This is a genomic window from Geobacillus sp. JS12 (assembly GCF_001592395.1).
Taxonomy (GTDB): domain Bacteria; phylum Bacillota; class Bacilli; order Bacillales; family Anoxybacillaceae; genus Geobacillus; species Geobacillus zalihae.
The window spans coordinates 39,439-53,015 of the sequence record NZ_CP014749.1 but is presented as its reverse complement, the minus strand read 5'-3'; the positions used below and the strand labels follow the sequence as shown (position 1 = coordinate 53,015).

The 13,577-nt window shown below is 50.6% G+C and carries 14 protein-coding genes and 1 pseudogene; 6 read left to right on the top strand and 9 right to left on the bottom strand.

Annotated elements, in window-relative coordinates; genetic code table 11:
* The first annotated feature begins 78 nt into the window (after nt 1-78).
* Both A0V43_RS00360 and A0V43_RS00355 read left to right on the top strand, forming a co-directional pair.
* Nucleotides 79-516: a disulfide formation protein C gene (locus tag A0V43_RS00360; protein ID WP_013523012.1), complete on the top strand. Its 438-nt coding sequence runs from the start codon at nt 79-81 to the stop codon at nt 514-516.
* Nucleotides 513-989 carry a DUF6568 family protein gene (locus tag A0V43_RS00355; RefSeq protein ID WP_063192098.1) on the top strand — a complete coding sequence of 159 codons (477 nt, stop codon included), beginning with the start codon at nt 513-515 and terminating at the stop codon, nt 987-989. Before A0V43_RS00360 ends, A0V43_RS00355 begins: the two co-directional genes overlap by 4 nt.
* Before the next feature lie 35 nt (nt 990-1,024).
* On the opposite strand, the gene A0V43_RS00350 is transcribed toward A0V43_RS00355, so the two are convergent.
* Nucleotides 1,025-1,423, bottom strand: a complete 399-nt coding sequence (locus A0V43_RS00350) for a YhcU family protein (protein WP_063193767.1) — start codon at nt 1,421-1,423, stop codon at nt 1,025-1,027.
* 138 nt (nt 1,424-1,561) lie between these two features.
* On the opposite strand from A0V43_RS00350, the gene A0V43_RS00345 reads away from it, so the two are divergent.
* Nucleotides 1,562-2,461: an RluA family pseudouridine synthase gene (locus tag A0V43_RS00345; RefSeq protein WP_063192097.1), complete on the top strand. Its 900-nt coding sequence runs from the start codon at nt 1,562-1,564 to the stop codon at nt 2,459-2,461.
* 74 nt (nt 2,462-2,535) lie between these two features.
* Here A0V43_RS00345 and A0V43_RS00340 read toward each other — a convergent pair whose 3' ends face one another.
* The 5 genes from A0V43_RS00340 to A0V43_RS00320 all read right to left on the bottom strand — a co-directional run bounded on the left by A0V43_RS00340 (nt 2,536) and on the right by A0V43_RS00320 (nt 8,518).
* A complete protein-coding gene (locus A0V43_RS00340; RefSeq protein ID WP_063192096.1) occupies nt 2,536-3,876 on the bottom strand; it encodes a hemolysin family protein in 1,341 nt (446 codons plus the stop codon).
* 111 nt (nt 3,877-3,987) lie between these two features.
* On the bottom strand, nt 3,988-4,680 hold the full coding sequence (locus tag A0V43_RS00335) for a zinc metallopeptidase (protein WP_011230067.1): 693 nt from the start codon (nt 4,678-4,680) through the stop codon (nt 3,988-3,990).
* A 155-nt stretch (nt 4,681-4,835) separates the two neighbouring features.
* Entirely contained in the window at nt 4,836-5,663 is an 828-nt protein-coding gene (locus A0V43_RS00330; protein WP_063192095.1) for an aldo/keto reductase, read from the bottom strand.
* 234 nt (nt 5,664-5,897) lie between these two features.
* On the bottom strand, nt 5,898-7,163 hold the full coding sequence (locus tag A0V43_RS00325; RefSeq protein ID WP_063192094.1) for a dicarboxylate/amino acid:cation symporter: 1,266 nt from the start codon (nt 7,161-7,163) through the stop codon (nt 5,898-5,900).
* Between the two features lie 311 nt (nt 7,164-7,474).
* Nucleotides 7,475-8,518 carry a TRAP transporter substrate-binding protein gene (locus tag A0V43_RS00320; RefSeq protein WP_063192093.1) on the bottom strand — a complete coding sequence of 348 codons (1,044 nt, stop codon included), beginning with the start codon at nt 8,516-8,518 and terminating at the stop codon, nt 7,475-7,477.
* A gap of 313 nt (nt 8,519-8,831) precedes the next feature.
* Between A0V43_RS00320 and A0V43_RS00315 the strand changes: the two genes are divergently transcribed.
* Together A0V43_RS00315 and A0V43_RS00310 are read left to right on the top strand one after the other, a co-directional pair.
* Nucleotides 8,832-10,409 carry an ATP-binding protein gene (locus A0V43_RS00315; protein WP_063192092.1) on the top strand — a complete coding sequence of 526 codons (1,578 nt, stop codon included), beginning with the start codon at nt 8,832-8,834 and terminating at the stop codon, nt 10,407-10,409.
* Nucleotides 10,410-10,471: 62 nt separating this feature from the next.
* Entirely contained in the window at nt 10,472-11,152 is a 681-nt protein-coding gene (locus A0V43_RS00310; RefSeq protein ID WP_063192091.1) for a response regulator, read from the top strand.
* Nucleotides 11,153-11,210: 58 nt separating this feature from the next.
* Here the strand turns inward: A0V43_RS00310 and A0V43_RS00305 are convergent.
* Nucleotides 11,211-12,187 (bottom strand): annotated as a pseudogene (locus tag A0V43_RS00305) (LacI family DNA-binding transcriptional regulator).
* Nucleotides 12,188-12,453: 266 nt separating this feature from the next.
* Between A0V43_RS00305 and A0V43_RS00300 the strand changes: the two are divergent.
* Nucleotides 12,454-13,146 carry a hypothetical protein gene (locus A0V43_RS00300; RefSeq protein ID WP_063192090.1) on the top strand — a complete coding sequence of 231 codons (693 nt, stop codon included), beginning with the start codon at nt 12,454-12,456 and terminating at the stop codon, nt 13,144-13,146.
* Nucleotides 13,147-13,218: 72 nt separating this feature from the next.
* Here A0V43_RS00300 and A0V43_RS18380 read toward each other — a convergent pair whose 3' ends face one another.
* Both A0V43_RS18380 and A0V43_RS19620 read right to left on the bottom strand, forming a co-directional pair.
* Nucleotides 13,219-13,371: a hypothetical protein gene (locus tag A0V43_RS18380; protein ID WP_442899700.1), complete on the bottom strand. Its 153-nt coding sequence runs from the start codon at nt 13,369-13,371 to the stop codon at nt 13,219-13,221.
* 27 nt (nt 13,372-13,398) lie between these two features.
* Nucleotides 13,399-13,572 carry a hypothetical protein gene (locus A0V43_RS19620; protein ID WP_164834601.1) on the bottom strand — a complete coding sequence of 58 codons (174 nt, stop codon included), beginning with the start codon at nt 13,570-13,572 and terminating at the stop codon, nt 13,399-13,401.
* Nucleotides 13,573-13,577 lie beyond the last annotated feature (5 nt).

Genomic DNA, 13,577 nt, shown 5'->3' with positions numbered 1-13,577 from the left:
CCGTTTTCCATCCCTTATAATGGAGCTGAACAGTGTAAGATCGGGCAACGGTGTCTGCAACGGAAGAAGGGGAGAAGGATGGAACAAGAAAAACGCGCGGAACACTTGCTTTTGGCCGCATGGGCGACCGCGCTCATCGCCACCCTCGGAAGCCTTTATTTTTCGGAGGTGCTTGGGTACATTCCGTGCGACCTGTGCTGGTTTCAACGCATTTTTATGTATCCGCAAGTCATCATTTTAGGAATCGCCATCGTGCGCAAAGACGCTGCGGCAGCTCGCTATAGCTTCACACTGTCATTGATTGGCGGGGGTATTTCTCTGTATCATTATGGATTGCAAAAAATTCCGCTGCTTCAAGAATACGCCATCAGCTGCGGCCGCATTCCGTGCACAGGGCAATATATAAACTGGCTTGGATTTATCACCATTCCATTTTTGGCGTTCACTGCCTTTATGATCATTATTTTGTTAAGTTGGACCGTCATGCGCCAGCAAAGAAAGGAGAGCGAACGTTGAAAAAACTGCTCGCATTTGGCGGCATCATTGTCGTCCTGTTCGCTGCGATCGCGTTTATTACGATGTACGAACAAAAAGAAGCCGCAAGCAACAATCCTTACCATAAAAGTGATCTCAACCCAGCCACCATCGCCCAACTTGACGACCCGAACTACCGCAACATTATTTTGCCCGCGGAGCTGAAACAGCAGCTGGCTGACGGCAAGACGCTCACCGTTTACTTTTACAGCCCGACATGCCCTCACTGCCAGCGGACAACGCCGATCGTCGTACCGCTAGCAAAGGAGCTTGGCATCGATTTAAAGCTGTTCAACTTGCTCGAATTTGAAGACGGTTGGGACATATACCATATTGAAGCAACCCCGACCATTGTCCATTATGAAAACGGCAAAGAGGCAAAACGCATCGAAGGATACCATGATGAAAAAACGTTTCGCCGATGGTTTGCCTCACTGCCAATGCCAAAAAAATAAGGAGCTGCGCCTTTTACAAGACGCAGCCCCTTGCCCTACATCACCCACTGGTTCACAGCGTGAACATACATGCTGCACGGCATCGCCCGCTTATGGAGAAACTGCTTGGCCCGAAATGGAAAGGTGATGCCATGACGAGCCAAAATTTTTTGGTTGCGGGCAAACAGCCATTCATATTGGTCGCACTCTCCATGTTCCCCCATATATTCGATGACGGTAATGAGCGACTGCAGCGCCGAAATGATTTGGAAAGCCTCCTTCATTGTTCCATTATATGCCACATGTTCGTGATCTAACGAAAGAATGCCCCATTCCTCAAATTGACGGATTTGTTCGTCATCGAAGTAATACGGGAACACATCGGTATAAAAGTAGTTGAACAAATACTGCATGTAATGCTCTTGTTCCGGAGTCGCTGCATACATCATTTTCAACGTCCATACCACCTTTTCTCGCCGCAATGCTTGCGTTCTCCATCATGAAGACGATACTATGAGTGTACCATATCTCGCGCAAGGATAGGGGTAGAAAGTGTTTCCACAGCTAACAAACAATTGGGAGTGTGACAACCTTTGTGGACAAGAAAAGGCGATTGGCTGGAATGCATCATCCCTAGCTGGTGGAGCGGTTTGACGATTGAACAGCTCCTGAAAGACGTATGGGCCGCCTCGAAAAAGCTCGCCCACCGTTGGCGGATGGAACACGGCGTCAAACTGAACGGCCAGGCTGTTCCCTGGAAGACGGTGCTCAACGAACGCGACCGGCTTCAGCTTTACGCATATGAGCCCGAGCCGTCGTTCATCGTTCCAGAATATCGGGAGCTTTCGATTTTATGGGAGGACGACCATCTGCTCGTCTTGAACAAAGAAGCCGGCATCGACATTCATCCGTCCGAACCGGAGCAAACCGGGACGCTCGCCAATGCGGTCGCGTTTTATTTGCAGTCGCAGGCAATTTTAACAAAAGTGCGCCACATTCACCGACTTGACCGCGACACGTCGGGAGCGATTTTATTTGCCAAACACCCGCTTGCCGGTGCGACGCTCGATCGGATGCTCGCCCACCGTGCCATCAAACGGACGTACGTCGCCCTTGTTCACGGTCGTTTGTCCCCGAAATCAGGAACCATTTCCGCGCCAATCGGCCGCGACCGCCACCATCCAACGCGCCGGCGCGTCTCGAAGACGGGGGCAAAAGCGGTGACACACTATCGCGTCATCAAAACATTCCCGTCAACATCGCTTGTCGAGCTTTCTCTCGAGACTGGACGGACGCACCAAATCCGCGTCCATTTGGCCCATCTCGGCCATCCGCTCGTCGGCGATGTGCTTTATGGCGGCAAACCAGTGTTTCATCGCCATGCGCTTCATGCCGCTAAGCTAACGTTCCGCCATCCGTTTACAAACGAAGAGGTCATTTGTCTCGCGCCAACAAGCGATTTTCCCACCGACCTTTCGCGCATTTACAATTGATCTACTCCGCCGTCCTTCAATGGAGGAGGGGATTTTTCGGCCGAAACGAGAAAAGGCAGACGCCCCCGTCTGCCTTACAAACGCAACTCCTCCTCTTCGGCGCCTGCCGCCTCCTCCTCTTTGTTCGGCTCTTTTTTTGCCACTTCCAGCGATTTCACATGATGGCCATCCATTTCCTTCACCGTAAACAAGTAGCCATCGATTTCGACACTCTCGCCTGGTTTGATATCATAATGCTTCGTTAAAATCCAGCCGCCGATCGTATCGACGTCATCATCGTCAATGTCCAGCCCAAGCAAGTCATTCACTTCGCTGATCAACACTTTGCCATCCAAGATCAATCGATCGTCCATTTTTTGAATCAGCGGCGTTTCATCAATATCAAACTCATCTTGGATTTCGCCAACGATTTCTTCCAAAATGTCCTCGACTGTAACCAGTCCAGACGTGCCGCCGTATTCATCGACCAAAATCGCCATATGGATGCGTTCTTTTTGCATTTTGACCAACAAATCGTGAATGGCGATCGATTCAATCACTTGAATGATCGGGCGGATATAGTCTTTCATCTGCTTTTCGTTGGACGGATTGGCAATAAAGTCCGTAAACACCTCTTTCACGTTGATGAGTCCAAGCACATGGTCTTTATCGCCGTCAATGACCGGATAGCGCGTATACTTTTCTTCGCGAATGATGTCCAAGTTTTCCTTGACGCTTTTGTTAATATCGAGCGCCACAATTTCTTTGCGCGGCACCATAATTTCTTTCGCTATGCGGTCGTCAAAACGAAAAATGTTATTGACATAGCGGTACTCTGACTGATTGATCTCCCCGCTTTTGTAGCTTTCGGATAAAATGAGGCGCAACTCCTCCTCAGAGTGGGCGATTTCATGCTCCGCCACCGGCCTGAGGCCAAACAGGCGCGTCACGAGCCGCGCAGAGTTGTTGAGCGTCCAAATGAACGGATACATGATTTTGTAAAACCAGATGAGCGGCTGAGCCGTAAACAGCGTAATCGCTTCCGCCTTATGAATGGCAAACGTCTTCGGCGCTAATTCACCGACGACGACATGCAAAAAGGTGATGAGCGAAAACGAAATGATAAACGCTAAAAAGTGGGAGACGGATTCCGATAAATGGAGGCGTTCAAACAGCGGCAGCAACATCCGCGCCACCGTCGGCTCCCCGAGCCAGCCAAGGCCAAGCGAGGTGAGCGTAATGCCGAGCTGGTTCGCCGATAAATAGCCGTCCAAATTCGAAATCACTTTTTTCGCCGCGACCGCCCGTCGATTCCCTTCATTGACAAGCTGATCGATGCGCGAGCTGCGCACCTTGACGATCGCAAATTCAGAAGCGACAAAAAAGGCGGTGCAAGCGATGAGAAACGCCACCAACAGCAAACTGGCTATATCCAATTCGTCTCCGAGCGCGGATGAAGCGCCCAGGTTACACCTCCTGCACACAAAAGTTTCCATTGCAACTGATAGACGATGATGCCGCTGGGCCGCCTTAGGCGGCCCAATATGTTACGATTCCTCATTATTGTTCCCTTGGGTGAAAATGAGCACATATTTCAGCAGTTCAAACACGGCGATCAACGTTGCCGCGACGTATGTCAGCGCCGCCGCGCCAAGCACTTTGTTTACGCCTCGCGCTTCATTTGGGGCGATCAACCCTTCAGCCAGCATAAACCGCTTCGCCCGTGCGCTCGCGTTAAACTCCACCGGCAAGGTAATGATTTGGAAGGCCACCGCCAGCGAGAAAAACAAAATGCCGAGTCCAATCAGCGAAAATTGATGGAGCACAAATCCAACGAGCAACAACAACGGCGCAACGCCCGAAGCGAAGTTCACAATCGGAAACATCCGGTGGCGAAGGACGAGCGCCGCGTAGCCTTGCTGGTGTTGAACGGCATGGCCAACCTCGTGGGCGGCAACGGAAATGGAAGCGATTGAACGCCCATAAAAGACCGGCTCCGACAAACGGACCGTGCGGGAAATCGGATCATAATGGTCGGACAATCTACCTGGCACGACCTCCACCGGCACATGGTGCAGCCCGTGGCGGTCTAAAATCATGCGCGCCACTTCCGCCCCCGTCAACCCCGATGAGGCTGGAACTTCAGACCAGGCATTGAAATTGCTTGATACCTTCCATTGCGCCCAAAGCGATATCAGGAAGGCGATAAAAATGAAAATATCCATCGGATGGAATAGCATCACAGCACCCTCCGTTTTTTCAATGTTCATCAAATGTGTATACTATTATTTATTGTACTTGCTCACCTTTTCATACGTCAAACGGCCCGCTCCGGTTTCAAAAAAAAAAAAAAAAACAGCGCCTGCATCGAGGCGCTATTTGGCTGATGGGGACATCAAAAATTGAAATTGTCTGGGTCAGGACCGACCCGTTTGTTCAAGTTCAACGCGTCGATCTGTTTCATTTCTTCGTCGGTCAGCGAGAAATCAAAAATATCAGCGTTTTCCTTGATCCGCGCCGGCGTCACCGACTTCGGGATCGTCACAACGCCGTGTTGCAAATCCCAGCGCAACACCACCTGCGCCGGCGTTTTCCCGTACTTGCGCCCAATGTCAACGATCGTCGGTTCGCTTAAAATTTCCCCGCGCATGAGCGGCGACCATGCCTCAAGCTGGATGCCGTTTTCCCGGCAAAACGTAAGCAGCTCTTTTTGCGTCAGGCGCGGGTGATACTCGACTTGGTTGACCATCGGCTTAATTTCGCAGTCAGCCATCACATCTTGCAAATGGTGAATTTGGAAGTTGCTCACTCCAATCGCGCGCACATAGCCGTCTTTATACAACTTTTCCAGCGCCTTGTACGTCTCTTTATACTTCCCTTTCACCGGCCAGTGGACCAAATACAAGTCGACATAATCGAACCCGAGTTTTTTCAAACTTTTGTCAAACGCCTTCAGCGTCGTTTCATACCCTTGGTCGGTATTCCATACTTTCGTCGTCACAAATACTTGTTCGCGAGGAATGCCGGATTCGCGGATCGCTTGACCGACACCTTCTTCGTTTTCATAAAAAGCGGCTGTATCGACGTGGCGGTAGCCAACTTCCAGCGCGGTGCGCACCGCGCTTTTCACTTCGTCCCCCTCTTTCACTTTGTAGACGCCAAGACCGACCCACGGCATTTTCACACCGTTATGTAAAACCGCGCAATCTTGCAAACTGTTCACTCTGCTTCCCCCTCCAACATCGATATAGCTTTATTATGGGAAAACGACCAGGAAAAAGCAAAATATATGCACAAAAAACGAGGAAAATATCCCCTCACCGTCTCGCTGCCTCCTTGTTTCATCCGCCAGTTTGCAATGTGCGGTGCGTTTTGGGGCTCGTTTTTCCTATATTTTTACCAAAAAAACCGCCCCCAAAGGCCATCCGCGCGGCCCTTAGGAGCAGATTCCCGTTCCTTACTTTGCGATTGTCATCTTCCCTTCCGCTAGATTTTGTTCAGCAGAAGGATGAAACTCATTTTCCATTTTCGAAACGACAACAGTCGCCACAGCATTGCCGATAATATTCGTAATCGCCCGCGCTTCCGACATAAAGCGGTCAACCCCAAGCAACAAGGCGATGCCTTCGACCGGAATCATCGGAAATGCTGCCAACGTTGCAGCCAGCGTAATAAAGCCGGAACCGGTAACCCCTGCTGCCCCTTTCGAGGTGAGCATTAAGACGCCAAGCAACGTCAGCTCTTGCCAAATGGTTAAATCAATGCCGTACGCTTGGGCGATGAAAATGGCTGCCATCGACAAGTAAATCGATGTGCCGTCTAGGTTAAACGAATACCCTGTCGGAACGACAAGACCAACAACCGATTTCGAGCACCCGTATTTTTCGAGTCGCTCCATCAGCCGCGGCAACGCTGATTCAGACGAAGACGTGCCCAAAACAAGCAACAGTTCCTCTTTGATATAAGCGAGAAACTGAAAGATGTTAAACCCATAAAACTTGGCAATCCCGCCAAGCACGACGAAAATGAAGAGCGCCATCGTAATGTAAACAGAACCCATCAATTTACCGAGCGACACGAGCGATCCGAGGCCGAACGTGCCGATCGTGTACGCCATCGCGCCGAACGCGGCGATCGGCGACACCTTCATTACCATGTTGACGACGCCGAAGAAAATTTCCGCCAGCCGTTCAAACAAGGAAATCACTGGTTTTGCTTTTTCCCCAAGCGCGGCAGCCGCTAAACCGAACAACACGGCGAAGAAGAGCACCGGAAGCAGTTGGCCGCTCGCCATCGCGGCAACAACGTTGTCAGGAATGATGCTTAAAATGAAATCAACAAAACCGTGGCTTGTTTCTTCCGCTTGTTTCGTGTATTGTGAAATGTCGCCGCCTTTTACGGCATCGGTGTTAAACCCGACCCCTGGTTTGACAAGGTTGACGACGACAATCCCGATCGCCAACGCAAATGTCGTGACAATTTCAAAATAAATGAGCGCCTTGCCGCCGATGCGGCCGACCTTTTTCAAGTCGCCCATATTGCCGATTCCGATGACGACGGTGAAGAAAATGATCGGGGCGATCACCATTTTAATCAGCTTAATAAATCCGTCTGCCAATACTTTCAACTTCGCGCCAAATTCCGGAAATACAAATCCGACAATGATCCCTAAAATAATGCCGATGATGACTTGCACCGTCAAGTTTTTCAGTTTTCTCTGCATTTCTCCCACTCCTTTCGATATCTTGGCAACGCTTTCAACATTATCATAAAGAAAAATCGTTGAAATCAAAATATTATGGTGATAATGGTCGTTTTGGTCTTTTTGGTCTTGACCTTTTTTGGCTCTTCACCACAACATGTTACTTGACAAGCAATACGGTTTCCTGCACAAAGATGTGCCAAAATCACGGATTTGTTGGTTTTCCTTCACAAGCGTAAATAGGGTATGTTCAGAAAAAATCAAGTACAACTTTTGGTGAAGAGCCACTTTTTTGCTGTTCAAAAACAAAAAAAGCTTCCGCCCGCGGAAGCCTATTGCGATCCTCTCATTTCATTCAAAAGCCTGGAACCAAACTGCCTCGTAAACTCGTCGTACAGCGGGGCAAACTTCTGCTCCCATTTCCGTTTCTCCTCTTCCGACAGCCGGTAAAGGAAGACATCTTCACGCCGCTCGAGCTGCTTGAGCTCCCGTTCGTTTTGCTCTTTCGACTGCTCTAAATTCCAACGCGTCGCTTCAGCCATCGCTTCGGTTATTTTTTGCTGGATGTCTTTCGGCAAATGGTCCCAAAATGACTGATTCATCATGACGGCGTACCCGAGATATCCGTGATTGCTGATCGTAATATACGGTTGAAATTTGTAAAACCCTTTCGAATAAATATTGGAAATCGTATTTTCCTGCCCATCAAACTTATGCTGTTCAAGCTCCTGATAAACGCGGTCAAATGAAACGGCAATCGGTTCACCGCCAAGCAAGCGAAACTGCTTTTCAATCACTTCGCTCGGCATAATGCGAAAACGCAAGCCGCGAAAATCGTCAGGGGCGATGAGCGGACGGGTTGTGCTCATCATTTGCTTAAATCCATTGCTCCAAAACGCCAGTCCTTTCATTCCTTTTGCCTCCAGCATCCGAAGCAGCTCGGCGCCCACTTTTCCAGTAAACACGCGGCGCACGTCGTCCTCATCGCGGAACAAAAACGGCAAATCGAGCACTTGCCATTCGGGGACAAGCTCTGTCACCTTTGAAAATGATGGCGCGATCATTTGCACGTCGCCGCGCAACAGCGCATCAAGCTCTTCCCCATCCGAATAAAGCGAGCCGTTCGGGAACACTTCGACTTTGACGCGGCCGTTTGTTTTTTGCTCGACGAGCTCGGCAAACTTTTGCGCCGCCAACCCTTTTGGCGTATTCTCTGCTACGACATGGCTGAAATAAATAATGATTTGCTTTTTCAACCCCTTTTGCTCGTCGTCATAAACAAGTGGTTCACGTCCCAGTTGACGGCTCGCTGCCCAGCCGACTAGACCGAGGCCGACAAACAAAAGGATTGTCCATGCTCTCCACTTTTTCCCCATTGTTCACACCATTCTTCCATCCTATTGCTAAAATGGCACTCCAACGGAATGCTCCCCGCCGACTCGAATCATTGAAGCAAAAAAGCGGCTGGAGCCCACCGATTCGGTTTGAAAGCAGCAATCGCCACGCCTTACGTATGCACCATCTTCTATGCTGGCGGGCAGAATATTTGTTCCCCACCGCCATTTTACACCTTTCGTTTCTTTCCATTCAAGAAGATTTGGTATAATAAAAAAAAACGTTGATTTATTCCTTTCCCGATTCATATGGCATGTCCAACAGCCATCACGACTGCCAAAAAGGAGTTCCGCCATGAACCGGCTGCCGATTCGCTGGAAAATTACGATGTTGATTTTCGCCATCGTCAGCTTTTCCATGTTGCTGAGCGGTGCATTCATCATCAGCGACTTTTTCCATACAAAGGAGGAGGAACTCAGCCAGCGCGCCTTATTGACCGCGCGCACCGTCTCCGAGCTGCCCGAAGTCAGGCGCCATATTGTCGGAAACAAACAAAGCCGGGCGCTGATCAATCCGGTCGTCGAGCGGGTGCGCGTCATTCACAGCGCCGACTATATCGTCGTTCTCGATATGAACAAAGTGCGCCTCTCCCATCCGCTTCCGGCAATGATCGGCACGATCTCCCGCGGTGCTGATGAGGGGCCGGCATTTGCCGAACATACGTACACTTCCAAAGCCCGCGGGGAAATCGGGACAGTGGTTCGCGCCTTCGTTCCCATTATGAACAGCGATCACGAACAAATTGGCGTCGTCATCGCCGCCTACCGGTTGCCGACGTTTTTTGAAGCCATTGATTCTTTGAAAGAAGAAGCTGCCGTAGCGGTCGTTTTGTCGCTCGTTGTCGGTGGAATTGGTGCATGGCTGCTCGCCTCCCATATCAAGCGGCAAATGTTTGAGCTGGAACCGCATGAGATCGCCAAGCTGCTGATCGAACGGACGGAAGCGTTTAACGCCATGCACGAAGGCGTCATCGCCATTGACAGCGATGAAAACATTACCATCTTCAACGACCGGGCAAAACAAATGCTCGGCGTCAAAGGGGATGTCATCGGCCGGTCGATCCGTTCCGTCATTCCAGACACACACCTTCCGGAAATCTTGGAAGTAAACAAGCCGATTTACAATAAGGAGTTGCAGATCGGCAATTTAACGATTTGGAGCAACCGCATCCCGATCAAAGTCAACGGGAAAACGGTCGGCGCCATCGCCATTTTCCAAGACCGGACGGAAGTGAAGCGGCTGGCTGAAGAATTGACGGGCGTCAAGGCGTTTGTCCACGCCTTGCGCGTGCAAAACCATGAATATATGAACAAACTCCATACAATCGCCGGCCTCATCCAGCTCGGCCATATCGAAAAAGCGCTCGAGTACGTGTTCCAAGCCACGGAAGAGCAGGCGGAGCTCACGCAGTTTTTAAGCCGCAACATTAAGGACGAAAGCATTTCTGGACTGCTCTTAAGCAAAATCCGCCGCGGCAAGGAGCTCGGCATCCGCGTGACCATCGATCGCCACAGCCGGCTGCACCGCTTTCCGCCGCATCTCGATCACCATGATTTCGTTGTTCTCCTTGGCAATTTAATTGAAAACGCCTTCGATGCGTTCCGTGATGTAACCGACCGGGAAAAAGAAATTTACATCAGCATTGAACAAAATGAAGACATTTGTTCCCTCTCGGTCGAAGACAACGGCCAAGGCATTGCCCGTGAGCATATCAACCGCATTTTTGATGAAGGCTTTTCAACCAAAGGGGAGAGCGGTCGAGGCATCGGCTTGTATTTGGTGAAGCAAATTGTGGAAAAGGGAAACGGGCGCATCGATGTGCAGTCGGAAAAGGGGAAAGGAACGGTGTTTACGGTGACCTTTGACATGTGAGGTCCATTTAGGCAACGGCGGCCGCGAAAGACACCCCCGTCGAGACGAAGGAGGAAAAGGCTATGTATCGCGTGTTGTTGATCGAGGATGACCCGATGGTGCAAGAAGTGAATCGGCAAATGATTGAACAAGTCGACGGCTTCAACATCATCGGTCTCGCTGGAAACGGTGAAGAAGGACTCCGCCTCATCGACGAGCTGCACCCGGATTTAGCAATGATCGATATTTACATGCCGCAGCTGGACGGCCTTGAAACATTAAAACAAATCCGCGCCCGCGGCCATGAAGTCGATATCATCGCCATTACCGCGGCGAGCGACATTGAAACGGTGCGCCGCGTCCTGCAAAACGGCGCATTCGATTACATTGTGAAACCGTTCAAATTTGAACGGCTCAAACAGGCGTTGGAAAATTATCGGACGTTCCGCCGGTCGCTTGCGGAAAAGGAATCGCTCACCCAGGTGGAACTCGATGCCCTAAGGCGGGCGGCTGAACAACCGGCCGGACCGTCCTCCGAGCTTCCGAAAGGACTGAATGAGGTCACATTGGAAAAAGTGATCGCCTATTTGCGCGGGCACCGCTTCCCTGTTTCCGCCGAGGAAGTGGCCGAAGGAGTCGGCATCGCCCGCGTCACCGCCCGCCGCTATTTGGAGTACCTTGAGAAAACAGGAAAAGTCGTGCTCGATGTTCAATACGGCGGCGTCGGACGACCAGTGAATCGGTACCATCTGAAAGCAACATAACACGGCGCCGTTTCACTTGGCTTTAAGCTGGTTGTCAGAGACGGAAAGCCAGGCCTTATTATGCCGTATCCCGCACCAGCAACCGGGCAGGCAGCTCTTCCTGTTTTCGCGCCACACGGCCTGTCTCCAGCCAATGGTGAAGAAGGCGGAACGCTCTTTCCCCGAGCGTAAAATGGGGAGTGCCACGGTTGTAATGCCCAGCATTTCGGCCAATGGATCATTATCAAAACCAATAACGGCAAGCTCATCTGGAATGCGCACCCCGATTCGGCGCGCATGGAGCACGATTCCGGCCGCCACTTGGTCACTCGTCACAAGCAACGCGCTCGGCCTCTCCTCCATCGCGATCCATTGCTCCATAACCCGCTTTCCATCTTCAAGAAATAGACAACCATCGAAAACCCACTGCCGACGAGGAAGGACGCCGACTTCACGCAACACATCCTGGTACGCCCCTGCCCTCGCTTGGCTGTTCGGCCCGGTCATTCTTCCGATGCAATAACCGATGCGCCGGTGCCCCTTTTTGATCAAGTAGCGAAGCGCTTGGACAAACGCTTGGTAGTGATCGATATAGACAGTGAAAAAATCATACCTTTCCACCTGCTCACATAAAACAATGGGACCGTCTTCCTGATAAGCCGCAAACGCTTCCCAGTCCACTTCATGGGAACATACGATCAACCCATCCATTTGCTTCATCCGCAGCCGTTCCAACGCCTCAAGCTCCCTTTCCACCTCATAGTTTGTCTGAAACAAAAGCAACTGGTAACCATAACGAAGCGCCTCTTTGGAAATCCCTTCGATTACAGCGGAAAAATAAGGATGGTGAATGTACGGAAGCATGACCCCGACAATCGCTGTTCTTCCCTTCGCCAAGTGAACGGCTTGAATATTTTTCACATATTGAAGCTTCTGGGCTGCTTCCCAAACTGCCTTCCGCTTTTCCTCGCTCACATACGGATATCCGTTCAATACCCTCGATACAGTGGCCACCGACACACCCGCTTCTTTCGCCAAATCACGGATGTTCGCCACGTTCCCACTTCCCTCCATAAAAGCTCTTGACTTGAAACGCGTTTCATACATTACATTCATCCTGCCATCTAGTTCTAGTATACACGAGGAGGTGACCGCATGCTTTGCGGATTGGCTTCACTCATTCTGCTCGTCGCCGCTGTTTGGGGCGGGGCGCATATCGCCTTGCACGCGAAACAAACAAAAAAATAGGGAAACGAGTCTGTTTGTTTCCACCGTTTTAATTGGTATAATGGGGGGTATATGGAACGTAGGGAGGAATGAACATGATTCGATACTGGAAACTGTTGTTCTCTCTCGCTGTCGCCTCCGTCTTGCTGGTTGGCTGTGGAACGAAAGAGCACGAGACGACACAGGCGGCAAAGGAAGAGCAGACAGCCGACGATCCAAAACCATCGTCTGATGCGCCGTCATCCACAGAACATTCTTCCTCGAAAGAAGCAAAAGAGCAAACATCACCAACCGGGAAAGAGGAAGAGCAATCAACGACAAAAGAAGAGCAATCTGCTGCTTCACAACCGACCGTTTCCTTGTCCTATCAAGAAGGGAAACAAACCATCACGAAAACGGCAACGCTGCAAACGAGCGACAATCAACATTTTTCCCTCTATGTTTTGGAAGGATGGACCCTTGACGCCGAAGAACCGGGCGCCGATGTCTTGCTTCATGGCGACGCATTCGCCCGCATCCGCTTGCTTTCGGAGGGGGAAACAAACTACGAGCAACTAGCGCAAGAACATGCCCAAGCGGTTGACGCCAACGCCGCCCGCCAACAAACGAACGGATTGCCTAAGCCGTTCGCTGATGCCGTTTGGTACACTGCCCAAGCGGACGGTGTCACCGTTCATGTCATCGCCAGCGCCCAACCAACGCCGATGCTATTGACCGTGCACGCTCCAAGCAACGAAGACGTGCTTGGCGCCGTACTCGCCATGGCGGGGACACTGCAAAAGCAATAACTTATTTTAGGGAGGGCCTCGCCCTCCCGCCTTTCCAAAAAGAAAAACCCTCTTTTCGCCATATGAAGAGGGTCAAACGAGCTGCTTGCTTTCTTCTTTGCGGAAAAATGTTCTCATCGCATGGAACACATCCGATTTTTGCTTCAAAATATAATAGCGGAATTTTTCGTCTTTAATATTGCGATACGCCGACATGAGCGTGGAATGGCGGTTGTACTGATACAACTATACACGCTATACACATCGGCCTCGCTATCTATAATCCATCATATGCTCTAAAGCCTCTTCAAAAAACTCACACGCCGCGACGACCCCCTCGGCAAAAGCCTGTTCCACAACGTCTTCTGTTTCCATTTTAGCATATTCCCTTTTCTGATCAGCGACAAAAGCGTGTAGAACAAGCAGTTTTACTATTAATTTATCCATCGCAG